The sequence below is a fragment of the Streptomyces sp. NBC_00454 genome (assembly GCF_041434015.1).
Classification (GTDB): Bacteria; Actinomycetota; Actinomycetes; order Streptomycetales; family Streptomycetaceae; genus Streptomyces.
On record NZ_CP107907.1, the window covers coordinates 5797002 to 5822981 of the forward strand.

Sequence of the window (25980 nt, forward strand, 5' to 3'; positions counted from 1 at the left end):
CCGGACGCGGCTCTCCACCACTGCTCGGTCATCGTGCATCAGAGGGCTCCGGTCCAGGTGAGGGAGGTGCGGGCGGGGGCGGAGACGGCGTAGGGCTCGTCCACGGCCCGGATCTCGAAGACGGCCGCCTTCTCCCGGCCGGCCCGTTCGACGGCGGGGAGGTACAGGGCCGTGCCGCAGGTGCCGCCGAGGAAGCGGCGGGTGCCGTCCGCGAGGACGCGGGACACCTCGTAGTGGCGGACCGGGCCGGGGGAGCGCCGCCAGGACAGCCGCAGGGCCGCCCTGCCGGACTGCTGGGCCGCGGCGGACACGGCCGGGGTCCCCGGGGTCGCCGGGCGGGGGTGCGGGGCGCCTTCGCGTACCGTCAGGGCGCCGAGCCGCCAGCGCACCGGCTTCTTTCCGAGCCCCGTGATCCGTACGGCCAGACCGTGCGCGGTCTCGCCCGCCAGCTCCGACAGCCCGACCCGCGTGGTGCGCCAGCCCTGCCCGGTGCCCAGGGTCTCGGCCTTCAGCCAGGTGTACGGGACCTCCTGCCCCGGAGAGGCCGGCTCGCGCGTGGCGACCCCGAGCTCGATCGACACCGGACCCGACTCGGTGGAGTGCACCAGCTCGACCACGGTGGAGCGGGTCAGCGGCAGCCGGGTGGAGTGCAGCCCGACGGCCGCCGGAGCGGTCAGGGCGCCCGCGACCAGCAGGCTGGAGCCGCCTCGCCAGGCGGCCGCGAAGTCGAGGGTGACCTCGGGGCGGGTCCCGGCGGTGTCCACGACCCAGCGCCGGCCCGGCAGCCGGTCCTGGAGGCCGAGGTGGTTCCACGGGGTGTCGGAGACGGGCCTGCCCTCCTCGTACCAGCGTTCCCCGTGGCCGGTGTTGAAGGAGCAGGCGAAGGGCAGCGCGGTGACGGTGGACCGGTCGGCGACGGCGGTGGCGGGCGCCCGCCAGGCGGAGTCGGCCGCGGGGCGGGCCGGATCCAGGGACTCGCCGGTCCAGAACCGGTCGTCGGCGCGGTGGAAGGCGCCCGGGGAGCGGTCCGTGAGGTGGCCCAGGGTCCACTCGGGCCGGTAGAACCCGTAGGAGACGACGTGGTCGCGCCCGCGCGGGACGATCGCGTCCCAGTCCACCGCGGAGTCCCAGCCGTGGGACTCCGTGTCCACGGCCGCCCACAGCTCGTGGCGGCTGCGCCCCAGCTCGTCCGCGAGGGCGCCGGAGGCGGCCAGCTTCGCCGGGGTCCAGCGGAAGTCCACGAACATCGTGTCCGCGACCTTGCCCCGGCGGTCCTCGAAGAACTCCTGGTTGAGCCCGTTGAGCGCGCCCTGCCAGCCGACCGCGCCGGTGGAGTTCATGGCGTCGTACCAGGTGATGCGCAGACCGTGCGGCGCGCCCGCGGCCCGCAGGGCGCGCAGGAACTGCCTCGTCCGGGCGGCGAGTTCGCTGTCGCCGCCCTCGGTCTCGGCGTTGACGAACCAGCCGTCGAACCCGTACGTCCGCGCCACCTCCACCAGCTTCTCCGCCACCGGGAAGCGGCCGAGGGAGTCCCGCTGGACCAGGTCCCGGGTCCACTGCAGGTCGCCGCCGTAGGGCACGGGCGGCAGGAACACGTTGCCCATCACCCGGACGCCGTTGCGGTGCGCGGCGTCGACGACCGGCGCGTTCGGGGCGAGGACGATGCCCTCGCCCGAGGACCCGCCCCAGAAGACCAGCTCGTCGATGTACGCCCAGTGGGTGAGCGCGTAGTAGTCGGCGGTCGGGGAACCCTGCGCGGGATTCCCGGCGGTGTTCCCGAAGGAGACGAGCGAGGCGATCCGGGCCTGGCCGGCGCGGGCCGTGGTGTTCGGCGCCACCGGGGTGAAGCGGGGGGCCAGCGGCACGGTCGCGGTGTTGTGGGCCAGATCGGGGTCGGACTCGGGGCTCCACCGCATCAGGGAGCGCCAGGTGATCCCGGGGCCGGGGGAGCCCTGGGGGAGCGAGTCGGGGAACCAGTACGAGGCGTACGGGGCCAGGTCGGCGGGGCCGACGGGTGCCACGGGTGCTCCGGGGGTCGCTGCCGCCGGGGCCGCAGCTCCGTACAGCAGGGCGCCGGCGCCCGCCCCGGCTCCGGCGAGCAGCAGCCCGCGCCGGGTCGGCCGTATCGCGGGACGAGGGTCGACGCCGTTGTCGATCTCGGACATGAGGGGATCCTCCGGCAGGACGTAGGGGCCGGTCAGGCCCGGGTGGGGACTTCGGAGACGTGCAGTACCTCGGTGATGCCGCGCGCGGCCAAGTGATCGGCGTCCCCGGCGAGTTCGGCCAGGACCACCGCCGGGCGGACCCCCTGCGCCGTGAGTTCGGCCCAGGCCTCGAAGAAGGAGCCGCCCGGGGCGCACACCGAACGCTGCGGCGCGGCCTCGGCGCCGCCCACGTCCACGGCGAGCGCGGTGGAGCGCACCGCCGGGCGGTGCGCGCGGCCCCGCCACTCCTCGGTGATCCGGGCGATGACCTCGCCGGCGGGCTTGGTCGCGCGGTCGTTGGTGAGCAGGCCGAGCCCGTACTCCAGCTCCGGGAAGTCCGCGAGCTCCCGGGACACGTCGTGCGAGCACCACCAGGTCACGCCCCACAGGTCCGGGCAGTCCAGTGCACTGGCCACGGTCGCCCCGGTGAAGGAGGCCGCGTGCTCGGGCCCGATCAGCGGCGCGGGCGCGCCCACCTCCTGGAGCCAGACCGGCCGGTGCGGATCGAGGGCCCAGGCCTTGGAGAGCTCGATCAGGTACGCGGCGTGGTGCTCGGTGGCCGTCCCGGTGCGGCCGTGGCGCTGGGCGGTGCCGTTGAACACCCAGGAGTGCACGGCGGTCGCACCGCCGAGGCGGGCCGCCTGGGCCACGGTGAAGGGGTGCCCGTCCTGGTACCAGGCGGCGTCGTACTCGGCGTGCAGGTGCAGACGGCCGGGAGCGCCCTCCTCGCAGGCGGCGAGCATCCGCTCCAGCCACCGCCCGGCCTGTTCCCGCGTGACCCGGTCGGGGGAGGGGTGCGGGTCGTCGGAGAACTGGTTGATCTCGTTGCCGACCGTCATGCCGAGGAAGTTGGGCCGGTCCGCGAGGGCGGCGGCCAGCGTGCGCAGGTACTCCTCCTGCCCGGCGACCACCTGCGGATCGCTGAAGATGTTGCGCCGGTGCCAGGTCCCGGTCCACGCCGGCAGGAAGTCGAAGCTCGACAGGTGTCCTTGGAGCCCGTCCACGTTCACGTCGAGCCCGCGCTCGGCGGCCGCGTCGGCGAGCGAGACGAGCTGCTCCACGGCGCGCGGCCGGATCAGCGTCCGGTTCGGCTGGAACACCGGCCACAGCGGGAAGACCCGTACGTGGTCCAGGCCGAGGCCCGCGATCGAGTCGAGGTCGGCCTTGACCTCGTCGAGGTCGAAGTCGAGCCAGTGGTGGAACCAGCCGCGCGTCGGCGTGTAGTTGGCGCCGAAGCGGAGGGTTCGCGGGGCGGGGGAGGCGGCGGGGCCGTCGTGCATGAAAGGTCCTGGAGTTCAGGGGAATTCGCCGGATGCCCATAACCTGCCGTCCCCGGACCGGATAAGTCAACAGGATCGTTATCTCCGAACGTCCCGACTTGGCGGGATGAAAGTCCTCACCCCCGGGGCCGTGGTACTTATGCGCTTCAGTCCAGTTGACAGGCCGGTTCCAGTCGCTTGAAGCTAAGGTCGCTAATGCGGTTTAGTCGTTGTTGAGCAGTGTTGTCACACAAGGAAGTGTGCGGAAATGGACAGCGGAATTACCGTCACGGCGGTCACCACACCGGCGCTCTTCACCGGCCCGCCGGAAACCCCGTCGCAGGTCATCAGGGTGCGCATCCGCAGGGCGCGCCCGGCCGGGCCGCTGCACGTGTCCGTGCACGGGGCCGAAATCACCACCGCGCACCCGCGCATCGTGCGCGCCGACACCGCCGAGGCCTACGCGGGCACGGACGCCCGCGCCGCACTCGGGGACCGGGTCCCCGTCCCCGAGTCCACCGTCGAGGTCGCCGTCCGCACCGGCGCCGCCGCCCCCGGGACCGTCCTGCCCGCCACCGTCCGCGTCACCACCCCCGACGGCCGCCCGCTCGCCGAGCGCGCCTTCGGCCTCGTCGTCGCCGAGCCCGGCTGGACCGTCCGCCTCGTCCCGCACTTCCACTACGACCCCATGTGGTGGAACACCCAGGCCGCCTACACCTCCCTGTGGGACGCGCCCCCGAAGCCCGGCGAGGCCGAACACGGCTGGGAGTACACCGGTGTTCCCGCCTTCACCCTCATCCCGCTCCACCTCCAGCAGGCCCGCGAGGACCCGGCGTACCGCTTCGTGCTCTCCGAGGTCGACTACCTCAAGCCCTACTGGGACACCCACCCCGCCGAGCGCGACGAGCTGCGCGCGCTGATCGCCGAAGGCCGCGTGGAGGTCGTCGGCGGCACCTACAACGAGCCCTCCACCAACCTCACCTCCGCCGAGACCACCATCCGCAGCGCCGTCCACGGCCTCGCCCTGCACCGCGGCACCCTCGGCGCCGACCCGCGCACCGCCTGGCAGCTCGACGTCTTCGGCCACGACCCGTCCTTCCCCGCCCTGATGGCCGGCGCCGGCCTCGACTCGGCCGTCCTGGCCCGCGGGCCCCACCACCAGTGGGGCCCGATGATGGACACCTGGGGCGACGCACTGCGCCCGCCCGCCGCCATGCAACTGCCCGCCGAGTACGAGTGGATCGCGCCCGGCGGCGGCCGGGGCCTGCTCCTGCACTACCTGCCCGCGCACTACTCCGCCGGCTGGTTCTCCCACCAGGCCCCCGACGCCGAGGCCGCCGCCGAGCAACTGCTGGACCTGTACGAGTTGCTGCGTACGGCCGCCGCCACGAAGAACGTCCTGATCCCGATGGGCACCGACTTCTCCTGGCCGCACCGCTGGGGCCTGGACGTGCAGCACGCCTGGAACCGCCGCTACTGCTGGCCCCGCATGGAACACAGCGGCCCGCGCGCCCACTTCGACGCCGTCCGCGCCGAGTTCGCGCAGCGCGGCGAGCAGCCGCTGCCGGTCACCCGGGAGATGGGTCCCGTCTACACCGGCAAGGACGTCACCTACAGCGATGTGAAACAGGCCCACCGGGCCGCCGAGAACCTCCTCGAACAGGCCGAGACCTTCGCCGCCCTCGCCTGCGCCGAAGGACTGACCGACTATCCGGCCCAAACCCTGTCCAAGGCCTGGCGCCACCTGCTGCACGCCGCCCACCACGACGCCGTCACCGGGACCTTCTCCGACCAGGTCTACCTCGACCTGCTCCCCACCTGGCGCGAGGCCCACGACCTGGCCGCCGGGGTACGGGAGGAGGCGCTGCGCGCGCTGACCGCCGGGGCCGACACCCGGGGCCCCGGCCCGCTCGCCGTCACCGTGCACAACCCGGTGTCCTGGACCCGCACCGACCTGGTGCGCACCCGCGTCGAGCTCGCGGTACTGGGCCTCGCGGACGCCGGCGCGGAGCGGATCACCCTCCTCGACGAAGCCGGCCGCGGCGCCTCCGTGCACGTCGAGGCCGTCGCGGACGGGGTCGCCGAGGTGGTCTTCCTCGCCGCGGACGTGCCCTCGCTCGGCCACCGCACCTGGTGGCTGGCCGCCTGCGAGCTCCGGGTCTCCGGCGGCTGGGAGCCCGCGCCGGGCCACGCCGTCCAGAACGACTTCCTGCGCGCCGAGGCCGACCCCGCGCGCGGCGGCGGCCTCGCCCGGCTGCTGGACCGGCGCACCGGGCAGGAGCTGCTCACCGCCGGGGAGGTTGACGAGCTGGTCGTACAGGAGGAGTACGACAAGCATCCCTACTTCGAGGAGGGCCCCTGGCACCTGCTGCCCAAGGGTCCGGGCACCGGTTCGGGCGCCGCGCCCGCCGAGTCCTGCCGGGCGGAGCGCGGGCCGCTGGGGTCGCGCCTTGTGGCCACCGGGCGGACCGGGCCCGTCCGCTGGACCCGGACCACCACCCTGTGGGACGGCCTGGACCGGGCGGAACTCACCACCACGGTCCACGCGTTCGAAGGCCGTGACCAGCTGCTGCGGCTGCGGATCCCGGCCGACGTTCCCGGCGCGCTGCCCGTCGCCGAGACGGCCGCAGCCGTGGTGGGGCGCGGGTTCGCCTTCCCCGAGGCGGATGCCGGGGCCGATCACACGCGGGCTCCGTGGACCCTGGACAGCCCCTGCCTGAACTGGTTCGCCCTGTCGGCTCCGATGACCGGTCTGGGCGGACGGGCACTGGGCGCGGCCGAGATCGTGCTCCCGGACTCGGGCACCGCGCAGGGCCTGCGGGAGCTGGTCACCGCCCTGGGCCGCCACGGGGTCACCGCGACCCCGACCCGGCCCGGCGGGCCGCGCTGGGGGGACCTGGCGGTGGACAGCAGCCTGCCCGACTTCCGCATCGCACTCGGCGGCCCCGGCGAGAACGCCTTCACGGCGGCACTGCTGGAGTCGGCACCTCCCGCGTACGCGAAGGCGGTACGGGAACACGCGCGGGTCTGGGTCCCGGCCCGCGCCGGGCTCCGCTCGCTCTGGACCCCGGGCTGCGACCTGACCGGGATCCGGGACCTGCCGGTGCTGGTCCTGACCGGCCCGGCGGCGGAACTGGCCCGCGCCGTCTCGGAGTCGGGCCGGATCGAGGCGGAGGCTGCGGCCGGCGGAGCGCGGCCTCCGGCCGGCGAAGGCCGCGCGCAGGAGGCGACGTACCCGCAGGAGGAGGCGTACCCGCACGAGGCGACGTACCCGCACGAGGAGGTGTACGCGGACATGGAGGCGTACCCCCACGAGGCGGCGTACGCCGACCGCACGGTCGGGATCCTGGTCCGCGGTACGCCCAGCTTCGCCGTCGACACCGCCGGGCGGCTGCACAGCACCCTGATGCGGTCCTGCACCGGCCGCCCGAGCGGCGCGTGGATGGACCCCCCGCGGCGCACCGCCCCGGACCGCAGCTCCTTCCAGCTCCAGCACTGGACCCACGTCTTCGAGCACGCGTTGGTCGCGGGCTCCGGGGACTGGCGGGCGGTGGACCTGGTGCGCCGGGGCCGGGAGTTCAACAAGCCGCTGACCGCCGTCACGGCCGAACCCGGCGAAGGCCGGCGGCCGCCCGCGCGCTCGCTGCTCGGTGTGGAGCCGGCCGACCGGGTGCTGATCGAGACGGTCAAACGGGCCGAGGGCTCCGCGGACCTCGCCGTCCGGCTGCGCGAGACGCACGGCCGCCCGGCGACGGCCGAGATGCTGTGGCCGACGGATCCGGCCGCCGAGGCCGATCTGCTGGACCGCCCGCTCGGTTTCTTCGCGGGCCGGATCCGGGGCGCGGCGACGACCACGCTGCTGCTGCTCGCGGAATCGGGCATGCCGCTGCGCGAGGGCGAACGCGAAGCGCACCAGCCGGTCTTCAGCCGCTACTGGCTGCACAACACGGGGACCGCTCCGCTCGGCGACGCCCCGTACACGGTGACGTGTGACGGGATCGCCTCCGGTGCGACCGTCACCCTCGCCGCCCACGGGGCCGCAGCGGGCGGCCCGGCGGACCTGGAGGTCCGGGCCCCGGAGGGCTGGAAGACCTCCTGGACCCGGCGGCGGACCGAGCTGGAGCCCGGCGGGCACGTGTCGCTGCCGCTGACCGTGGAGCCCCCGCAGGACGCCGAACCCGGCGAACACCTGATCCGGATCCTCGCCACCACCGCCGCAGGCGCGTTCGAGGACGTGCTCACCGTCACCGTCCCCGGAGCCCCCGAAGGACCCGCCGGGCTGTGGGTGGACGCGCCGGAACCCGCCGTCACCGTCGCCCCCGGCGCACGTACCTCCGTACGGGTGCGCATCGGTTCCACCGGCATCCGGTCCACGTTGAGCGGGCAGGCCTACGCCGTCTCCCCGTACGGCAGCTGGCAGCTGACCGCCCCCGCCGTGCAACCGGTCGAAGTACCCGCGGACGGCGGGGCCGAGGCCGTCTTCGAGGTGCGGCCGCCGCTCGGCACCCCTCCGGGGGAGTACTGGGTGGTGGTCAAGGCGGTCTGCCAGGGCAGGATCGCGTACGGTCCGGCCATTGCCGTCCACGTCAGCGAGGGATGAGACAGGCCATGGCCCGCAGACCCACCATCAAGGACATCGCCCGCCAGGCCGGGGTGTCGGAGAGCGCGGTCTCCTTCGCGCTCAACGACCGGCCGGGAGTCTCCAAGGACACCCGCGCCCGGATCCGCCGGGTCGCCGAGGAACTCGGCTGGCAGCCCAACAGTGCGGCCCGCGCCCTGTCCGGCGAACACTCCGGCGCGGTCGGACTGGTCCTCGCCCGGCCCGCGCACACCCTCGGCGTCGAATCCTTCTTCCTCCAGCTGGTCTCCGGCATCCAGGAGGTCCTGGCCGCCGGCCGCACCGCCCTCCTCTTCCAGGTCGTCGAGGACCTCGACGCCGAATGCGCCGTCTACCGCCGCTGGTGGGCCGAGCGGCGCGTGGACGGGGTCATCGTCGTGGACCCCAGGACCGACGACCCGCGCCCGGCCCTCCTCGAACAGCTCGCCCTGCCCGCCGTCACGGTCGGGGAGACCAGCCCGCCCTCCACCCTGTCCGCGGTGTGGGCGGACGACGCCGGGACCATGGCCGAGGTGCTGGACCACCTGTACGGGCTCGGCCACCGCCGGATCGCGCACGTCGCCGGACTGCCCGGACTCGCCCACACCGAGCGCCGCATCCGCTCGCTGCACGCCGAGGCCGAGCGGCTGGGGCTCGGCCCCGGCCAGGTGCGCTCGGTGGCCACCGACTACTCCGACGCCGAGGGCGCGGCGGCCACCCGGCGGATCCTTGCCGAGCCGCAGCCGCCGACCGCGATCGTCTACGACAACGACGTGATGGCGGTGGCCGGCGCCGCCGTCGCCGCAGAGCTGGGCATCCCCGTGCCGGGCCGGCTCTCCATCGTGGCCTGGGACGACTCCGCGCTCTGCCGGGTCACCCACCCCCGGCTCACCGCCCTCGTCCGGGACACCGCGGGCTTCGGACGGCTCGCCGCCGAGGAGCTCCTCGCCGTCCTGGCGGGGAGCCCGCCGAGGTCCCGCGAGAGCGAGCGGCCCCGCCTGGAGCCCCGCGAGAGTACGGCTCCGCCGCCGGCCGCATACTGAATTTCGACCCCTTCCTGGAGCGACCCCGTGACCACTCCCACTCCCACCTCCGCCTTTCCCGCCCCCCGCGCCGGTGTGCCGGGCGAACCCGGCCTGACGGTCGCGATCGACATCGGCGGTACGAAGATCGCCGGCGCGCTGGTGCACTCCGACGGCACGATGACGGCCACCACCCGCCGTCCGACCCCGGGCGGCCCGGACGGGGACGCCGTCTTCGCGGCCGTCGCCGAGGTGGTCGCGGAGCTCGCGGCCGGCCCGCTGTGGTCCTCGGTGGTGCGCTGCGGGATCGGCAGCGCGGGCCCGGTGGATTCCGCGCGCGGCACGGTCAGCCCGGTGAACATCGGCGCCTGGCGGGAGTTCCCGGTCCAGGCCCGGGTCGAAGCGCGGCTCGCGGAGCACGGGGCGCGGATCCCGACCGTGCTGGCCGGTGACGGGGTGGCGATGACCGCCGCCGAGCACTGGCTCGGCGCGGCCAGGGGGCACGCCAACGCGCTCTGCATGGTGGTCTCCACCGGCGTCGGCGGCGGACTCGTCCTGAACAACCGGCTCCACCCCGGCCCCACCGGCAACGCGGGCCACATCGGCCACATCAGCGTCGCCTTCGACGGGGAGCCCTGCGCATGCGGGGGCGTCGGCTGCGTGGAATCCATCGCCTCCGGCACCGCCATCGCACGCTGGGCCCTGGACCAGGGCTGGGTCCCGGCCGGGGACCCCACCGCGGCGGGCGTGGCCGCGGCGGCACAGGCGGGCGACCCGGTCGCACTGGCCGCCTTCGACCGCGCCGGCCGGGCGCTGGCCGCGGCCATCGCGGCCACCGCCACCCTCGTGGAGACCGACATCGCGGTCATCGGAGGCGGAGTCGCCGCCTCGGGAGACACCCTCTTCGGGCCGATCCGCACGCACCTGGCCTCGTACGCGACCCTGTCGTTCGTCAAGGAGCTCCAGGTCGTCCCGGCGGCCCTGGGCACGCACGCGGGCCTGATCGGCGCGGCCGCGGCGGCGACGATGCTGCTTCCCTCGGCGTGAGCCCGGCGAGCCCTTCGGGTCCCGCTACGGCTTGACCGAGCGGTAGTACCGGGCGGCGCCCACGTGCAGCTCCAGCGGATCGGTGTAGATCGCCGTCCGCAGGTCCACCAGCTGCGCCGCGTGCACCTCGTGCCCGATCCTGTCCCGGCTCAGGATCACGGTGCGGGTGAACTGCTCCGTCAGCTCGGCGCCCATGTCGTCCCGGGTCACCAGCAGGTTCGGCACCGCCACCGTGGCCACGGCCGAGGTGTTGCGGGCCCGCGCGTAGGCGTCCTGCGGCATCACCGCCGCCCGGTAGTAGCGCGCCGGCGTGCCGCTGGCCTGGAGCGCCTCCACCAGGTCGCCCAGCTGCACGAGCCGGATCTCGAAGCGCTCCGACAGCTCGCGCACGGCGTTCGTCGGCAGCCCCCCGGACCAGAAGAACGCGTCGATCCGGCCGGCCTGCAGCTCCGCCGGCATCTTGTCGATGCCGATGGACACCGGGGTGATGTCACGGACCGGGTCCAGCTTCGCCGCGTTGAGCATCCGCTCCGAGATCAGCCGTACCCCCGAGCCGTCCTGGCCCACCGCGACCCGCTTGCCCCGCAGATCCTTGGCCGACTGCACCGGCGAACCGGCGGGCACCACCAGCTGCACGTAGTCGTCGTAGAGGCGGGCCAGACCACGCAGCCGGTCGGCGCCGGCCTTCCCGTCGAGGCGGTACTTGGACACCGCGTCGGCCGTCGCCACCGTGAAGTCCGCCTCGCCGGCGGCCACCCGCTGCAGGTTCTGCTGGGAACCCTCGCTGGGCTGCAGCCGGACGCGGACCCCGGGCATGCTCGTGGCCAGCTCCTGCTCCAGGAGCTGGCCGTACAGGTGGTAGACCCCGGTCTGGACGCCCGTACTGAAGGTGAGGTCCCCCTTCAGCTCCGGCTCCCCGAAGGGCCGCAGCCACCAGACGAGGGCGCCGAGCACGGCCAGTACGGCCACCAGGGCCCGCAGGGCACGGCGCCTGCTGATCCGGGGCGGTACGAGAGGCATGGCCGCGATCCTGCCACCGCCCCGCCGTCCTGTCACGGCCCACCACCCCAGCCCCCCGGATCCCCGGCCGAGCGCCGCCGGGAAGACCCTTACCCTTGATGCATGACCAGCAGCAGTGACCGGAGCCCGGGTGTGGACGTTCCCAAGAGCTACGAGGTGCGCACCTACGGGTGCCAGATGAACGTGCACGACTCCGAGCGGCTGTCCGGTCTGCTGGAGGACGCCGGGTACGTCAGGGCGCCCGAGGGGTCGGACGGAGACGCCGACGTCGTGGTGTTCAACACCTGCGCCGTCCGCGAGAACGCCGACAACAAGCTCTACGGCAACCTCGGCCGGCTCGCCCCGATGAAGACCAAGCGCCCCGGCATGCAGATCGCCGTCGGCGGCTGCCTCGCGCAGAAGGACCGCGACACGATCGTGTCCCGCGCCCCCTGGGTCGACGTGGTCTTCGGCACGCACAACATCGGCAAGCTGCCCGTCCTCCTGGAGCGCGCCCGCATCCAGGAAGAGGCGCAGGTCGAGATCGCCGAGTCGCTGGAGGCCTTCCCCTCCACGCTGCCGACCCGGCGCGAGTCCGCGTACGCCGCCTGGGTCTCGATCTCCGTCGGCTGCAACAACACCTGCACCTTCTGCATCGTTCCGGCGCTGCGCGGCAAGGAGGAGGACCGCCGACCCGGCGACATCCTCGCCGAGGTCGAGGCACTGGTCGCCGAGGGCGTCTCCGAGATCACCCTGCTCGGCCAGAACGTCAACGCCTACGGCTCCGACCTGGGCGACCGCGAGGCCTTCTCCAAGCTGCTGCGCGCCTGCGGCGCCATCGAGGGCCTGGAGCGGGTCCGCTTCACCTCCCCGCACCCGCGCGACTTCACGGACGACGTGATCGCGGCCATGGCCGAGACCCCCAACGTCATGCCGCAGCTGCACATGCCCATGCAGTCCGGATCCGACACGATCCTGAAGGCGATGCGCCGCTCGTACCGCCAGGAGCGCTTCCTCGGCATCATCGAGAAGGTCCGCGCCGCCATCCCGCACGCGGCGATCTCCACCGACATCATCGTGGGCTTCCCCGGCGAGACCGAGGAGGACTTCCAGCAGACGATGCACGCCGTGCGCGAGGCCCGCTTCGCCAACGCCTTCACCTTCCAGTACTCCAAGCGCCCCGGCACCCCGGCCGCGGACATGGAGGGGCAGATCCCCAAGGAGGTCGTCCAGGAGCGGTACATGCGCCTGGTCGCCCTCCAGGAGGAGATCTCCTGGGACGAGAACAAGAAGCAGGTCGGCCGCACGCTGGAGGTCATGGTCGCCGAGGGCGAGGGCCGCAAGGACGGCGCCACGCACCGGCTGTCCGGGCGCGCCCCCGACAACCGCCTCGTGCACTTCACCAAGCCGGACCAGGAGGTCCGACCGGGTGACGTGGTGACCGTGGAGATCACCTACGCGGCCCCGCACCACCTGCTGGCCGAAGGCCCGACCCAGTCGGTACGCCGTACCCGCTCGGGCGACGCCTGGGAGAAGCGCAACGCCGCTCCGGCCGAGCCCAAGGGCGTCCTGCTCGGCATCCCGACCCTGGGCGTCCCGGCTCCGCTGCCGGTGGCCGCCTCGGGCTGCGCGAGCCCTTCCTGATCCGGATCCCTTCCTGATCCGGATCCCTTCCGGGACGCACCCGGCGGGGGCGCCGCCCGGCCGGCTGCGGCTACGCTGCGGATCATGCTCGTAGCCGCCGCCGTCTGCCCCGCCCCGCCGCTGCTCGTGCCCGAGCTGGCCGCGGGGGCCGCCGCCGAACTCGGCGATGCCCGTACCGCGTGTTCGGACGCGCTGTCGGTGCTCGCCGCCTCCCGGCCCGATCTGCTCGTGGTCGTCGGAGCCGCCGACCCGGACCACCAGGGCTCCTACCCCCAGGGCTCCCGCGGCAGCTTCCGCGGGTTCGGGGTCGGGAGCGACGTACAGCTGGGCGAGGGCGAGGAAGGCCCCCGCCTGCTGCCCGTGCCGCTCGCCGTCGGCGCCTGGCTGCTCGGCCGGGCGGGCTGGGGCGCCGCGCCCGTGGAGGGGTTCGGGGTCGCCGGTCCCCTGGACACGGCGCAGTGCCTGGCGGCCGGCCGGGAGCTCGCCGCGCGGGACGCCCGGGTCGCGCTGCTCGTGATGGGTGACGGCAGCGCCTGCCGGACCCTCAAGGCCCCCGGCTACCTCGACGAGCGCGCCGCCGCCTTCGACGCCGAGGCCGCCCGCGCGCTCGGCGCCGCCGACGTGGCCGCGCTCGCCGCGATCGACGCCGGGCTCGCCACCGAGCTCCAGGCCGCCGGGCGGGCCCCCTGGCAGGTGCTCGCGGGCGCCGCGGAGGGCGCCGGTCTCGAAGGCCGACTGCTGTACGAGGACGCGCCCTACGGGGTCGGATACTTCGTCGCCGCCTGGTCCTAGAGGGCAGGCCCGCCGGGGCGGCAGCGGCCCGGAACACGACGAAGGGGCACGACACCACGCCCGGTGGTGCCGCGCCCCTTTCCGGGACCGCGTCAGGAGGCCGCCGGCGGTGTCGGCCCGCCGGGATGGTCCTTGTGCGCGATCTTGCCCAGGGCGTCCTTCGCCTTGTCCGTGCCGCTAGAGATCTGGCCGCTGTACTTGCCCTTGGTCTTGGAGTCCACGACCTTGGCCATCTTCTCCAGATTCTGGGTGATCTTTCCCTCGTGCTGCTGCGCGAGGTCGCCGACCTTGTCCTTCGCGGGCGCGAGCTTGGCCTTCAAATCGTCCAGCAGGCCCATGGGTCACCTTCCGTTGGCGATCGCTACGTACGGGCACCCTCGCCGGCGGCCTCGCTGTCCGCGGCGACCTCCGCCGACTGCTGCTTGGGGATCTCGACGGCTTCCGCCGTCTCGGTCCCCTCGGCCGCAGCCGGCTCGGTCACGGCCTCATCGGCCGTGGCGGACTCCACCGTCAGATCCTCGGCAACGACCTCTTCGGTCGCTGCCTGGCTCTTGCGGCCGAGAAGCCGGTCCAAAATGCCCATGTCTACTCCTATAACGTTACTCGTGTGAGTGAAGTTCCGCCGTGGACGGACCGGCCTGCGCCGGTCACGGGCCGGGCGTACGACAGGCGCGCGCCGGGCCGGAACCCCGCCAAGGCAACGACCCCGACCGGACCGCGTCACGTAGCTCGATCGGGTACATAGCGGACTCTTGACGCGGGGCTGCGAGACTGGGGCGGTGAGGAAAGCAGCCCCCGCCCCGCGGGTCATCGCCGTCGTAGGACCCACCGCGGCCGGAAAGTCCGATCTGGGCGTCGCACTGGCCCGTCATTTCGACGGCGAAGTCGTCAACGCCGACTCGATGCAGCTGTATCGGGGGATGGACATCGGCACCGCCAAACTGACGACGGAGGAGCGCGGCGGAGTACCGCACCACCTCCTGGACATTTGGGACGTCACCGAGACGGCGAGCGTCGCCGAGTACCAGCGCCTGGCCCGCGCCGAGATCGACAAGCTGCTCGCGCAGGGCCGCATCCCCGTCCTCGTCGGCGGCTCCGGCCTGTACGTGCGCGGCGCGCTCGACGCCATGGAGTTCCCCGGCACCGACCCCGAGGTCCGGGCCCGGCTGGAGGCCGAGGCCACCCTGCGCGGCCCCGGCGCCCTGCACGCCCGCCTCGCCGCCGCCGACCCGGCCGCCGCGCAGGCGATCCTGCCCAGCAACGGCCGCCGCATCGTGCGCGCGCTGGAGGTCATCGAGATCACCGGACGGCCGTTCACCGCCAACCTCCCCGGCCACGAGTCCGTCTACGACACCGTCCAGATCGGCGTGGACGTGGCCCGGCCCGAGCTCGACGAGCGGATCGCGCTGCGCGTGGACCGGATGTGGGAGGCCGGGCTGGTGGACGAGGTCCGCACGCTGGAGGCCGCCGGGCTGCGCGACGGAATCACCGCCTCCAGGGCCTTGGGCTACCAGCAGGTGCTGTCAGCGCTCGCCGGTGCCTGCACCGAGGACGAGGCGCGCGCGGAGACGGTGCGGGCGACCAAACGGTTCGCCCGCAGGCAGGACTCCTGGTTCCGCCGCGACCCGAGGGTGCACTGGCTCAGCGGCGCCGCTTCGGACCGCCGGGAACTGGCCGGACTCGCGCAGTCGTTGGTCGAACGAGCGGTCACAGCCTGATCACGTGATGGCATCGGGAAGCCCCGGCCGCCTGTCCGGGGCCCCCTGGCGTGCCATCATCAAACTTCCGGCGGTGCCGTCACCGGCGGTGAACGACAGCGTACGAAGTCCGAGTGGGGAGGGCGCGTGGCGATGGAGGCCGGCCCTCGCGACACCGGTCGGGACGACACCCGACGGGAACCGGACCCGATGCTTCACGGTGCGCTCGCCGAGGCCGAGGCCGACGCGCTCGCACGGGCGGAGGGGTTCGGCGATGCCGACGAGCTCCCGGAGCCCGATGAGCTCGCGGCAGTCGACGCGCTCGCCGTGGCCGACGGACTCGCCGTCGTCGACGGACCCGTCGCGGACCACGCACTCGCCGCCGACCACGGGCTCGCCGCCGACCACGGACTCGCCGCCGACCACGGGCTCGCCGTGGCCGATGGGCTCGGACTGCCCGCAGGGCCCGCGCGGTTGACCCCCGACGGCCCGGACGCGCCGGACACCGCCGAGGCGGAGGCCGCCGCAGCGCCCGAGTTCGAGGTGGAACTGCGCCCGCAGCGGCGGCTGCGGCTGTGGCAGATCGCCCCCATCGCCCTCCTGGCCGCGGCCGGATCCCTGATGTTCGCCTTCCCCCTCGCCTTCGAGTTCGGCGACGGCGGAGCGGTCGTCGCCATGCTCGGATTCCTCCTCATGAGCTGCGCCGGCGGCTGGGGCATGATGGCCGCGCGCCGCGTGGGCTACGCCCTGCCGGGGCTCCCGGCCCGCGGCTCGGGGCTGCGCCCCGACTGGCGGGTGGCCGTGCTGTACGCGCTGGTCGCACTGGGCGTCGTAGCGCTGGCGGTGTACCGGGTGGCCCGGCTGCGGTAGCCGCGGGCTCGGTACGATGGGCGGGTGACGCAGACCAGCCCCGCCTCCCCGCTTTCCTCCCTGCCGTTCCTCAAGGGCCACGGCACCGAGAACGACTTCGTGATCGTCCCGGACCCGGACAACGCCATCGAGCTGCCGGCGTCCGCCGTGGCGCGGCTGTGCGACCGGCGCGCCGGGATCGGCGCGGACGGCGTACTGCACGTGGTGCGCTCCGCAGCGCACCCCGAGGCCGCGCACATGGCCGGCGAGGCCGAGTGGTTCATGGACTACCGCAACAGCGACGGCTCGATCGCCGAGATGTGCGGAAACGGCGTCCGCGTCTTCGCCCGCTACCTCCAGCACGCCGGACACGCGGTCCCCGGTGACCTGGCCGTCGCCACCCGGGGCGGGGTCAAGCGGGTGCACCTCGACAAGACCGGCGACGTGACCGTCTCCATGGGCCGCGCCGAGCTCCCCGAGGGAGAGGTCACCGTCTCCGTGGACGGGCGCTCCTGGCCCGCGCTCAACGTCAACATGGGGAACCCGCACGCGGTGGCCTTCGTTGACAGCCTGGACGATGCCGGGAAGCTGCTGGACCCGCCCCCGTACAGCCCGGCGTCCGCCTATCCGACGGGTGTCAATGTCGAGTTCGTCGTCGACCGCGGCCCCCGGCACGTCGCCATGCGCGTCCACGAGCGCGGCTCCGGCGAGACCCGCTCCTGCGGTACCGGCGCCTGCGCGGTCGCCGTGGCCGCCATCCGCCGCGACGGCGCGGACCCCGCCGTCACCGGCACGCCCGTCACGTACACCGTCGATCTGCCCGGCGGCACGCTGGTCATCACCGAGCACCCCGACGGCCGGATCGAGATGGCCGGACCGGCCGTCATCGTGGCCGAGGGCGAGTTCGATCCGGCCTGGCTCACCGAAACGGCTTTCGCCTGAAGCTTCCCTCTAATGGGTGATCCGTTTCACGCTGAGCGAGAGGTGGACTGCGCCACGTGGTGGGGTCGGTAGCATCAGGCACCGGCCCTGCGGGCGCACCCCATGCCCACCACCGCCGGTCGAAGCCGCCGGAGGTTCCCATGAGTGCAGAGGCCACGAACCCCGAAGCACGTTCCGAAGCGCGCCCTGAACTTCGCAGACGGGGCCGGACCAGGCTTGACCTGCGACGACTCGGACGCGCCGCACTGCTCGGTCCCGCGTCGCGGGACCGGCTGCCGGACGCCATCGGCCATGTCGCCGAGGCGCACCGCGCCCACCACCCCGACGCGGACCTGTCCGTCCTGCGCCGCGCCTATCTGCTCGCCGAGACCTCGCACCGCGGCCAGATGCGCAAAAGCGGTGAGCCGTACATCACACATCCGCTCGCCGTGACGCTCATCCTGGCCGAACTCGGCGCCGAAACCACCACCTTGACGGCCTCTCTCCTCCACGACACCGTGGAGGACACCGACGTGACCCTCGATCAGGTCCGCGAGGAGTTCGGCGAAGAGGTCTGCTTCATCGTCGACGGGGTCACCAAGGTCGAGAAGATCGACTACGGGGCCGCCGCCGAGCCCGAGACCTTCCGCAAGATGCTCGTCGCCACCGGCAACGACGTCCGCGTGATGTCCATCAAACTGGCCGACCGGCTGCACAACATGCGCACCCTCGGCGTGATGCGCCCCGAAAAACAGGCCCGCATCGCCAAGGTCACCCGGGACGTACTGATCCCGCTCGCCGAACGGCTCGGCGTCCAGGCCCTGAAGACCGAGCTGGAAGACCTCGTCTTCGCGATCCTGCACCCCGAGGAGTACGAGTACACCCGCTCCCTCATCGCGGCCCACGCGGGGGACCGCGACCCGCTGCCCGCCATCGCCGACTCGGTCCGCGTGGTCCTGCGCGAGGCGGGCATCGCCGCCGAGGTGGTGGTACGCCCCCGGCACTTCGTCTCCGTGCACCGGATCGCCCTCAAGCGCGGGGAGTTGCGCGGCTCCGACTTCGGCCGCCTGCTGGTCCTCGTGGGGGAGAACGCCGACTGCTACGCGGTCCTGGGCGAGCTGCACACCTGCTTCACCCCGGTCGTCTCCGAGTTCAAGGACTTCATCGCCACCCCGAAGTTCAACCTCTACCAGTCGCTGCACACCGCCTTCGCCACGCCCGAGGGGTACGTCGCCGAGGTGATCGTCCGGACCCGGCAGATGCACCGGGTCGCGGAGGCGGGGGTGGTGGCGCTCGGCAATCCGTACACGGCCACCGCGGCCCCGGCCCCGCACGCGGCCACGGCCCCGACGACGGCCCCGCAGCTGCCCGGCGAGGCCACCGAGGCGGCCGACCCGGACGAGGAGCGGGTGGACCCCACCCGGCCCGGCTGGCTGTCGCGCCTGCTCGACTGGCAGCAGTCGGCGCCCGACCCCGACACCTTCTGGGACGTCCTGCGCTCAGAACTGGCACAGGACCGGGAGATCACCGTGTTCCGGGCCGACGGCGGAACCCTGGGTCTGCCCGCCGGCGCCAGCTGTATCGACGCCGCCTACGCGCAGCACGGCGAGGCGGCCCACGGCTGTATCGGCGCCCGGGTCAACGGGCGCCTGACCTCCCTGTCCTCCCGGCTCTCGGACGGGGACACCGTCCAGCTGCTCCTCGCGCACGACGCCGGCTCCGGGCCCGCCGCGGACTGGCTGGACCACGCCAAGACCCCGGCCGCCAGGATCGCCGTCAGCAGCTGGCTGGAGTCCCACCCCGACGGGGCCGGGCCCGCCGCGGCCGCGCCCCGGGCGCCGCTGTCGGTGATCGGGGCCCGCGGCGGCGGGGGCAACGCCGTCGCCGACCTGCCGGACGCCACCGTGCGGCTCGCGGGGTGCTGCACGCCGGTGCCGCCGGACGTGGTCGCGGGGTTCGTCGTACGGGGCGGGGCCGTCACCGTGCACCGGGTCCACTGCGCGACGGTGGCACAGATGCGCGCGGTGGGGCGCACCCCCGTCGCCGTGCACTGGAGGGCGACCGCCGACTGCCGGGTCACGCTGGTAGCCGAATCGTTCGGCCGCCCGCATCTGCTGGCCGATCTGACCGAGGCCATCGCCCGCGAGGGGGTGGAAGTGGTGTCCGCGACCGTCGAACCCCCCGTCGAACAACGGGTCCGGCACACCTACACCCTGCAACTGCCCGACGCCACGGGGCTCCAGGCGCTGATGCGGGCGATGCGGGACGTGCCGGGCGTCTACGACGTCAGCCGGGCGTAGGCGGCCGAGGGGGAGATCGCTAGCCCGCCCGACCCCTTTCGGGTGGAGCCGTCGCGCGCCGTTCGCGGGCGCGTGGCGGGCGCTGGTATGCGATGGGGGATGCAGCTCACCTCCCCGCGCCTGCGCGCCGCCCTGCTGGCCGCGGCCTCCCTCTCCCTCGTCGCCGCCGTGGTGCCCGTGCCCAAGGCCCTGGGCATCGGCGATCCGTTGTTCCCGGAGCTCGGGAACCCCGGATACGACGTGCTCTCGTACGACCTGTCCTTCGCGTACAAGGACAACCGCACCCCGCTCGACGCGGTCACCGTCATCGACGCCCGCACCCTGGAGCGGCTCGACACCGTCAACCTGGACTTCACCCACGGGAAGGTCGCCTCCGCCGAGGTCAACGGGGAACCGGCGACCTTCGCGAGCGTCGGCGAGGACCTCGTACTGACCCCCGCCCGGCCCGTGGAGCGGGGCGCGCCCCTGCACGTCACCATCCGGCACACGAGCGACCCGCGCGGGCGCGGCGACGGCGGCTGGGTGGTCACCGACGACGGGCTGGCGATGGCCAACCAGGCCGACGCCGCCCACCGGGTCTTCCCCTGCAACGACCACCCAGCCGACAAGGCGTACTTCACCTTCCGGATCACCGCGCCGGTCGGGACCACGGCCGTGGCCAACGGGGTGCCGGGCGCGCTCCCGGCGGCCCTTCGCGCCGGCTCCGCGACCACGTGGACGTACCGCACGCTGCACCCCATGGCCACCGAGCTGGCCCAGGTCTCGCTCGGCACCTCGGCCGTCGTGCACGGCACCGGTCCGCACGGGCTGCCGCTGCGCGACGTGGTCCCGGCGGCGGACCGGGAACGGCTGGAGCCGTGGCTGAAGAAGACCGCCGGGCACATCGAGTGGATGGAGGCGCGGGTCGGCCGCTACCCCTTCGAGAACTACGGGGTGCTGATCGCGAAGGCCAGGACCGGCTTCGAGCTGGAGACGCAGACCCTGTCGCTCTTCGAGAGCGGACTCTTCACGGGCGGCGGCGGATACCCCGAGTGGTACGTGGAGTCCGTGATGGTCCACGAGCTGGCCCACCAGTGGTTCGGCGACAGCGTGAGCCCGCGCACCTGGTCGGACCTGTGGCTCAACGAGGGCCACGCCACCTGGTACGAGGCCCTGTACGCGGACGGCCTCGGCAAGTACTCCCTGGAGCGGCGGATGCGCGAGGCCTACCAGCGCTCCGACCAGTGGCGCGCGGCCGGCGGGCCCCCGGCCGCGCCGAAGCCGGCCGCTCCGGGGGAGAAGATCGGGCTGTTCCGGCCTGCGGTCTACGACGGGGCCGCGCTGATCCTGTACGCCCTGCGGCAGGAGATCGGGGCCGAGGCCTTCGACCGGGTGGAGCGGCGCTGGGTGGGCGAGCACCGGGACGCGGTCGCGGGCACGGGGGACTTCGTACGGCTGGCCTCGCAGGAGGCCGGACGGGACCTCGGGCCGTTCCTGGAGCCGTGGCTGTACGGGAAGACCACCCCGGCGATGCCGGGTCACCCGGAGTGGGGCGGCCCGAAAAGCGTGTGACGGGTGCGGAAGGGGCATGCCACCATCGACGGGGCCGCGGCTGGGAGCCTCCGGGGAATCTCCGGGTGGTGTCACACGTTGGACATGACAGTGTTATGTCACGCGCGGGAGTAGCTTTGGCCTTGGCTCCGCTTCTGCTGTCGCGGACGCATTCGCAATCGACGTAAGGATCCAATGACCTCCTCTTCTTCCCCTTCCCAGGACGCGCGGGACGCACAGGACGACGCGCAGGGCGCGCCGGCCTCCGAACCGCAGAGCTTCACCGAGAGCCTTCGGGCCGACGCCCTGATGGAAGAGGACGTCGCCTGGAGCCACGAGGTCGACGGAGACCGGGACGGCGCGCAGTACGAGCGCTCCGAGCGCGCGGCCCTGCGCCGCGTGGCCGGCCTCTCCACCGAACTCGAAGACGTCACCGAGGTCGAGTACCGCCAGCTCCGCCTGGAGCGGGTCGTACTCGTCGGCGTGTGGACCTCCGGCACGGTGCAGGACGCGGACAACTCCCTCGCGGAGCTCGCCGCACTCGCCGAGACGGCGGGCGCACTCGTGCTCGACGGCGTGATCCAGCGCCGCGACAAGCCCGACCCGGCCACCTTCATCGGTTCCGGCAAGGCGCGCGAGCTGCGCGACATCGTCATGGAGAGCGGCGCCGACACCGTCGTCTGCGACGGCGAGCTCAGCCCCGGCCAGCTCATCGCCCTCGAAGACGTCGTCAAGGTGAAGGTGGTCGACCGGACCGCCCTCATCCTCGACATCTTCGCCCAGCACGCCAAGTCCCGTGAGGGCAAGGCACAGGTCGCGCTCGCGCAGATGCAGTACATGCTGCCGCGCCTGCGCGGCTGGGGTGCCTCGCTGTCCCGGCAGATGGGTGGCGGCGGCGGTGGCGGCATGGCCACCCGCGGCCCCGGTGAAACCAAGATCGAGACCGACCGTCGTCGGATCCGCGAGAAGATGGCGAAGATGCGCCGGGAGATCGCGGAGATGAAGACCGGCCGCGACATCAAGCGGCAGGAACGCCGCCGCAACAAGGTGCCCTCGGTCGCCATCGCCGGCTACACCAACGCCGGCAAGTCCTCGCTGCTCAACCGCCTCACGGGCGCGGGCGTACTGGTGGAGAACGCACTGTTCGCCACCCTCGACCCGACCGTGCGCCGGGCCGAGACCCCGTCCGGCCGGGTGTACACCCTGGCCGACACGGTCGGCTTCGTCCGGCACCTGCCCCACCACCTCGTCGAGGCGTTCCGCTCCACGATGGAGGAGGTCGGCGACTCCGACCTCATCCTGCACATCGTGGACGGCTCGCACCCGGCGCCGGAGGAGCAGCTGGCGGCGGTCCGCGAGGTCATCCGCGAGGTCGGCGCCGTCAAGGTGCCCGAGATCGTGGTGATCAACAAGGCGGACGCGGCCGACCCGCTGGTGCTCCAGCGACTGCTGCGCATCGAGAAGCGTTCCATCGCCGTCTCGGCGCGCACGGGCCAGGGCATCGAGGAACTCCTCGCGCTCATCGACGCCGAGCTGCCGCGGCCGGCGATCGAGATCGAGGCCGTCGTGCCCTACACGCGCGGCGGGCTGGTCGCCCGGGCGCACGCCGAGGGCGAGGTGATCTCCGAGGAGCACATCGAGGAGGGCACCCTGCTCAAGGCACGGGTGCACGCGGAACTCGCGGCGGAGTTCGCTCCGTACGTGCTCGCCAAGCACTGACGCAGGCCCGCACCGACGCAGCCTCGTAGGACAGACGACTGAGGGCCCCCCGCACCTACGGGGGGCCCTCAGTCATGTGCGGGGGCCCTCACTCAGGTGCCCTACGAGGCTGCCGAGCGGGCTACTTGAACTTGCCGCTCACCGCGTCGAAGATGCCCTTCGCCTCCGGACCCAGCCGGGGTCCGGCCAGCCAGCCCGCCTTGGCGGGGCCGATCGAGGTGTTGGACACCAGCGCCGGCTTGCCGTCGGCGCCCGCCGCGACCCAACCGCCGCCCGAGGAACCGCCGGTCATCGTGCAGCCGATCCGGTACATCGAAGGGTCGGTCGCGTTCAGCGAGAGCCGGCCCGGCTTGTCGGTGCACTGGAAGGCCTTCTGGCCGTCGAACGGAGCCGCCGCCGGGTAACCCGTGGCCGTCATGTTCGCGACCTTGGGCACGACCGGAGCGTTGAACTCCACCGGGAGCGCCGTACCGACCGTCTCCTCCAGGGACTTGCCGCCGCCCTTCTCCGGGGTCACGTGCAGCACCGCGAAGTCGTACGGGGCACCCGCGCCGCCGGTCGGACCGCCGGTCGCGATCCACTGATCGGAGGTCTGCGCCCAGTCGCTCCACCACACGCCGTACGGGGCCACCTCGTCGCGGGGAGCGCCCTTGAGCGCGGCCGCGGGCTTGCCGGCGTTGTTGTACGACGGGACGAAGGCGATGTTGCGGTACCAGCCGCCCGCCTTGCCCGCGTGCACGCAGTGGCCGGCCGTCCAGACCATGTTGGACTTGCCGGGGTGCGCCGGATCCTTGACCACGGTCGCCGAGCAGACCATCGAGCCCTCGGGGCTGTCGAAGAAGACCTTGCCGGAGGCGGGGACGTTCTGGTGGTAGGGCGCGGCCGCGGCCTTCGCCGTCACCGGGGCCGGGACCGGATCGGTCACGCCCTGGTCCTTGCCCGCGTCCGGGTCCACGGCCGGAGGCTGTGGGGTCTTGCCGGCGTCACGCATGCGGTCCGAGTCCCACAGGCCCTCGATGATCGGGTTGACGTAGTCGCCCGCTTCGCGGAGCCAGTCCTCCTTCTTCCAGTTCTTCCACGCACCCCCCTTCCACTTCTCCAGGTCGATGCCGTGCTCCTTGAGCTTGTCCTTGAGCGAGTCCGGGATCTTGACCCCGTCGAGGCTCGTGGGAAGGCTCGCGGCCACGGTCGGCTTGGCGTCGGTCTCACCGTCGCCGGGTCCGCAGGCCGCAGCGGTCAGCGCGAGCGCGGCCGAGCAGAGCAGCGCGGTGACCGGTCGGATCGGTCGCATGTCGTGGATCCCCCTGGTGGTTCGGGATGGTGCCTGGGTAGCAGCCCCCCACTATGCCGCTGCCGGGGGAGACGGCACAGCCCGGGGCGACGGTTCCGTGCAACCGGGGCCGTCTCCCGGGCGGGGCAAGGAGCTTGGGGGCCAAGGATCCCGGGCGGGGCAAGGATCTTGGGCCCACCCGTGATCCGCCGCCGTCACCGTCGTTGGTACGTACGGGGGATGGGGGAGCAGCGTTGGTGTTCGAGGCGCACTCCGGAAGAGCAACCGTGCGGGAGGAGCGACACTCGTGGCTTTGACGAGCGAGCAGGCCGCGGCCGAGGCACTCGTCCCGCCGCAGGCGAACCGGGTACCGGGAGCCGCGGCGCAGGGGAGTTCGAGGACGCCGGGAGGCCGGACGGCGCCGGGAGCTCGTACCGCGCAGGGGGAGGGCATCCTGCGGCGGCAGGCACAACGGGAGTCCGCGGCGCGGACGTACGCGCGCTCCCTGCCCATCGTCCCCGTGCGCGCAAGGGGGTTGACCATCGAGGGCGCGGACGGCCGGCGCTACCTCGACTGCCTCTCCGGCGCCGGCACCCTGGCCCTCGGCCACAACCATCCCGTGGTGCTCGAAGCCATCCGCGGAGTCCTGGACTCCGGGGCCCCGTTGCACGTCCTGGACCTCGCGACGCCGGTCAAGGACGCCTTCACCACCGAGCTGTTCGCCAACCTGCCCCCGGGGCTGGCGGCCGACGCCCGCATCCAGTTCTGCGGACCGGCCGGGACCGACGCGGTCGAAGCCGCGCTCACACTCGTCCGGACCGCCACCGGCCGGTCGGGGCTCCTCGCCTTCACCGGGGCCTACCACGGCATGACGGCGGGAGCGCTGGAAGCCTCGGGCGGGGCGGCGGACGTACGGGTGACCCGGCTGCCGTATCCGCAGGACTACCGCTGCCCGTTCGGGATCGGCGGGCCCCAGGGAGCGGAACTCTCGGCCCGCTGGACGCAGAGCCTCCTGGACGACCCCAAGAGCGGGGTGGCCGCGCCCGCCGGAATGATCGTCGAACCGGTGCAGGGCGAAGGCGGGGTCCACCCCGCCCCGGACGCCTGGCTGAGGAGGATGCGGGAGATCACGGCGGCCCGCGGGATCCCGCTGATCGCCGACGAGGTCCAGACGGGGGTGGGGCGCACCGGGGCCTTCTGGGGAGTCGACCACGCGGGGGTGGTCCCCGATGTGATGGTGCTGTCCAAGGCCATCGGCGGCAGCCTGCCGCTCGCGGTGATCGTCTATCGGTCGGAGCTGGACCAGTGGGCCCCCGGAGCCCACGCCGGCACCTTCCGAGGCAACCAACTGGCCATGGCCGCGGGCACCGCGACGCTGGCCTACGTCCGGGAGAACGACCTCGCGGCACGGGCGGACGTGCTGGGCGCGCGCATGCTGACCTCCCTGCGCGGGCTGATCCCGGCCCACGCCTGCGTGGGGGACGTACGGGGCCGCGGCCTGATGATCGGCGTCGAACTGATCGACCCCGATACCGGGGAGGCCGCTCCCGCCCTCGCCGTGGCCGTCCGCCAGGCATGCCTGGACCGCGGCCTGATCGTCGAACTCGGCGGCCGGCACTCCAGCGTCGTCCGCCTCCTCCCTCCCCTGACCCTGACCGACGAACAGGCCGCGGCCGTCCTCGACCGCCTCGCCGACGCCATCCCCGCCGCCCTCCGCCGCTAAGGACCCCCATGCCCCACCCGAACCACCCCCTGGACCCCCCACCCCAACCCCACGACCCGCAGCCCCCGATCGTCGCCGCCCCCGCGCTGGGCTTCGCGTTCGGTGCCGGGCTGTCCCCTGCTCCGGAGTCTCCGGCCGCGGCTGCCCCTGCGCAGGGCCTTGCCTCGGCTGCCGGGTTGTTCCCTGACCCGGAGCCCCCGGCTGTGGTCGCCGCTGCGCTGGGCATTGCGTCCGCCGCCGGGTTGTCCCCCGCCCCGCAGCTCCCGACCGCCACTGGCCCCGTGCAGGGCCTTGCTTCCGCTGCCGGGTTGTCCCCGGCGCCGAAGTCTCCGGCTGTGGCTGCCCCTGCGCAGGGCACTGGGTCCGTTGCTGGGTTGTCCCCGGCCCCCGAGTCTCCGGCCGTGGCC

At 73.5% G+C, this 25980-nt stretch carries 18 protein-coding genes; 12 read left to right on the top strand and 6 right to left on the bottom strand.

Annotated elements, in window-relative coordinates:
• Positions 1–38: 38 nt before the first annotated feature.
• Positions 39–2165, bottom strand: a complete 2127-nt coding sequence (locus OHU74_RS26825; protein WP_371618214.1) for an endo-beta-N-acetylglucosaminidase — start codon at positions 2163–2165, stop codon at positions 39–41.
• Positions 2166–2197: 32 nt separating this feature from the next.
• Entirely contained in the window at positions 2198–3484 is a 1287-nt protein-coding gene (locus tag OHU74_RS26830; protein ID WP_371618215.1) for a glycosyl hydrolase, read from the bottom strand.
• A gap of 247 nt (positions 3485–3731) precedes the next feature.
• Here OHU74_RS26830 and OHU74_RS26835 point away from each other — a divergent pair, with 247 nt between their 5' ends.
• The 3 genes from OHU74_RS26835 (at position 3732) to OHU74_RS26845 (ending at position 10129) form a co-directional block, all read left to right on the top strand.
• Positions 3732–8063, top strand: coding sequence for an NEW3 domain-containing protein (locus OHU74_RS26835; RefSeq protein ID WP_371618216.1), 4332 nt, complete (start codon positions 3732–3734; stop codon positions 8061–8063).
• Between the two features lie 8 nt (positions 8064–8071).
• Positions 8072–9103 (top strand): LacI family DNA-binding transcriptional regulator, encoded by a 1032-nt coding sequence (locus tag OHU74_RS26840; RefSeq protein ID WP_371618217.1) that lies wholly within the window; start codon positions 8072–8074, stop codon positions 9101–9103.
• A gap of 93 nt (positions 9104–9196) precedes the next feature.
• Positions 9197–10129 carry an ROK family protein gene (locus tag OHU74_RS26845; protein ID WP_371619823.1) on the top strand — a complete coding sequence of 311 codons (933 nt, stop codon included), beginning with the start codon at positions 9197–9199 and terminating at the stop codon, positions 10127–10129.
• Between the two features lie 24 nt (positions 10130–10153).
• Here the strand turns inward: OHU74_RS26845 and OHU74_RS26850 are convergent, their stop codons facing one another.
• On the bottom strand, positions 10154–11149 hold the full coding sequence (locus OHU74_RS26850) for a TAXI family TRAP transporter solute-binding subunit (protein WP_371618218.1): 996 nt from the start codon (positions 11147–11149) through the stop codon (positions 10154–10156).
• A 102-nt stretch (positions 11150–11251) separates the two neighbouring features.
• Here OHU74_RS26850 and miaB point away from each other — a divergent pair, with 102 nt between their 5' ends.
• Positions 11252–12772, top strand: coding sequence for a tRNA (N6-isopentenyl adenosine(37)-C2)-methylthiotransferase MiaB (gene miaB / locus OHU74_RS26855; protein WP_371618219.1), 1521 nt, complete (start codon positions 11252–11254; stop codon positions 12770–12772).
• An 84-nt stretch (positions 12773–12856) separates the two neighbouring features.
• Positions 12857–13564, top strand: coding sequence for a hypothetical protein (locus tag OHU74_RS26860; protein WP_371618220.1), 708 nt, complete (start codon positions 12857–12859; stop codon positions 13562–13564).
• Between the two features lie 92 nt (positions 13565–13656).
• Here OHU74_RS26860 and OHU74_RS26865 read toward each other — a convergent pair whose 3' ends face one another.
• Together OHU74_RS26865 and OHU74_RS26870 are read right to left on the bottom strand one after the other, a co-directional pair.
• The gene (locus OHU74_RS26865) at positions 13657–13902 is read right to left on the bottom strand and encodes an antitoxin (RefSeq protein ID WP_371618221.1); all 246 of its coding nucleotides are present in this window, start codon (positions 13900–13902) and stop codon (positions 13657–13659) included.
• Positions 13903–13925: 23 nt separating this feature from the next.
• The gene (locus tag OHU74_RS26870) at positions 13926–14147 is read right to left on the bottom strand and encodes a hypothetical protein (protein WP_371618222.1); all 222 of its coding nucleotides are present in this window, start codon (positions 14145–14147) and stop codon (positions 13926–13928) included.
• 196 nt (positions 14148–14343) lie between these two features.
• Between OHU74_RS26870 and miaA the strand changes: the two genes are divergently transcribed.
• The 6 genes from miaA (at position 14344) to hflX (ending at position 22580) form a co-directional block, all read left to right on the top strand.
• Positions 14344–15282 carry a tRNA (adenosine(37)-N6)-dimethylallyltransferase MiaA gene (gene miaA, locus OHU74_RS26875; protein WP_371618223.1) on the top strand — a complete coding sequence of 313 codons (939 nt, stop codon included), beginning with the start codon at positions 14344–14346 and terminating at the stop codon, positions 15280–15282.
• A gap of 414 nt (positions 15283–15696) precedes the next feature.
• Positions 15697–16131: a hypothetical protein gene (locus tag OHU74_RS26880; RefSeq protein ID WP_371619824.1), complete on the top strand. Its 435-nt coding sequence runs from the start codon at positions 15697–15699 to the stop codon at positions 16129–16131.
• 24 nt (positions 16132–16155) lie between these two features.
• Positions 16156–17052, top strand: a complete 897-nt coding sequence (dapF, locus tag OHU74_RS26885) for a diaminopimelate epimerase (RefSeq protein ID WP_371618224.1) — start codon at positions 16156–16158, stop codon at positions 17050–17052.
• A gap of 140 nt (positions 17053–17192) precedes the next feature.
• A complete protein-coding gene (locus OHU74_RS26890) occupies positions 17193–19331 on the top strand; it encodes a bifunctional (p)ppGpp synthetase/guanosine-3',5'-bis(diphosphate) 3'-pyrophosphohydrolase (protein WP_371618225.1) in 2139 nt (712 codons plus the stop codon).
• A 99-nt stretch (positions 19332–19430) separates the two neighbouring features.
• Complete coding sequence (locus OHU74_RS26895; protein WP_371618226.1) at positions 19431–20882, top strand: M1 family metallopeptidase; 1452 nt, start codon at positions 19431–19433, stop codon at positions 20880–20882.
• Between the two features lie 174 nt (positions 20883–21056).
• On the top strand, positions 21057–22580 hold the full coding sequence (hflX, locus tag OHU74_RS26900; protein WP_371618227.1) for a GTPase HflX: 1524 nt from the start codon (positions 21057–21059) through the stop codon (positions 22578–22580).
• A 121-nt stretch (positions 22581–22701) separates the two neighbouring features.
• Here the strand turns inward: hflX and OHU74_RS26905 are convergent, their stop codons facing one another.
• On the bottom strand, positions 22702–23871 hold the full coding sequence (locus tag OHU74_RS26905) for a serine protease (protein WP_371618228.1): 1170 nt from the start codon (positions 23869–23871) through the stop codon (positions 22702–22704).
• A 430-nt stretch (positions 23872–24301) separates the two neighbouring features.
• Here OHU74_RS26905 and OHU74_RS26910 point away from each other — a divergent pair, with 430 nt between their 5' ends.
• Entirely contained in the window at positions 24302–25573 is a 1272-nt protein-coding gene (locus tag OHU74_RS26910) for a diaminobutyrate--2-oxoglutarate transaminase family protein (RefSeq protein ID WP_371619825.1), read from the top strand.
• Positions 25574–25980: the final 407 nt, after the last annotated feature.

Excerpts from the sequence above, each read along its gene's own strand:
- OHU74_RS26825 (WP_371618214.1), bottom strand. The coding sequence starts at position 2,165 with ATGTCCGAGATCGACAACGGCGTCGACCCTCGTCCCGCGATACGGCCG.
- OHU74_RS26830 (WP_371618215.1), bottom strand. The coding sequence starts at position 3,484 with ATGCACGACGGCCCCGCCGCCTCCCCCGCCCCGCGAACCCTCCGCTTC.
- OHU74_RS26835 (WP_371618216.1), top strand. The coding sequence starts at position 3,732 with ATGGACAGCGGAATTACCGTCACGGCGGTCACCACACCGGCGCTCTTC.
- OHU74_RS26840 (WP_371618217.1), top strand. The coding sequence starts at position 8,072 with ATGGCCCGCAGACCCACCATCAAGGACATCGCCCGCCAGGCCGGGGTG.
- OHU74_RS26850 (WP_371618218.1), bottom strand. The coding sequence starts at position 11,149 with ATGCCTCTCGTACCGCCCCGGATCAGCAGGCGCCGTGCCCTGCGGGCC.
- miaB (WP_371618219.1), top strand. The coding sequence starts at position 11,252 with ATGACCAGCAGCAGTGACCGGAGCCCGGGTGTGGACGTTCCCAAGAGC.
- OHU74_RS26860 (WP_371618220.1), top strand. The coding sequence starts at position 12,857 with ATGCTCGTAGCCGCCGCCGTCTGCCCCGCCCCGCCGCTGCTCGTGCCC.
- OHU74_RS26865 (WP_371618221.1), bottom strand. The coding sequence starts at position 13,902 with ATGGGCCTGCTGGACGATTTGAAGGCCAAGCTCGCGCCCGCGAAGGAC.
- OHU74_RS26870 (WP_371618222.1), bottom strand. The coding sequence starts at position 14,147 with ATGGGCATTTTGGACCGGCTTCTCGGCCGCAAGAGCCAGGCAGCGACC.
- OHU74_RS26890 (WP_371618225.1), top strand. The coding sequence starts at position 17,193 with ATGAGTGCAGAGGCCACGAACCCCGAAGCACGTTCCGAAGCGCGCCCT.
- OHU74_RS26895 (WP_371618226.1), top strand. The coding sequence starts at position 19,431 with ATGCAGCTCACCTCCCCGCGCCTGCGCGCCGCCCTGCTGGCCGCGGCC.
- hflX (WP_371618227.1), top strand. The coding sequence starts at position 21,057 with ATGACCTCCTCTTCTTCCCCTTCCCAGGACGCGCGGGACGCACAGGAC.
- OHU74_RS26905 (WP_371618228.1), bottom strand. The coding sequence starts at position 23,871 with ATGCGACCGATCCGACCGGTCACCGCGCTGCTCTGCTCGGCCGCGCTC.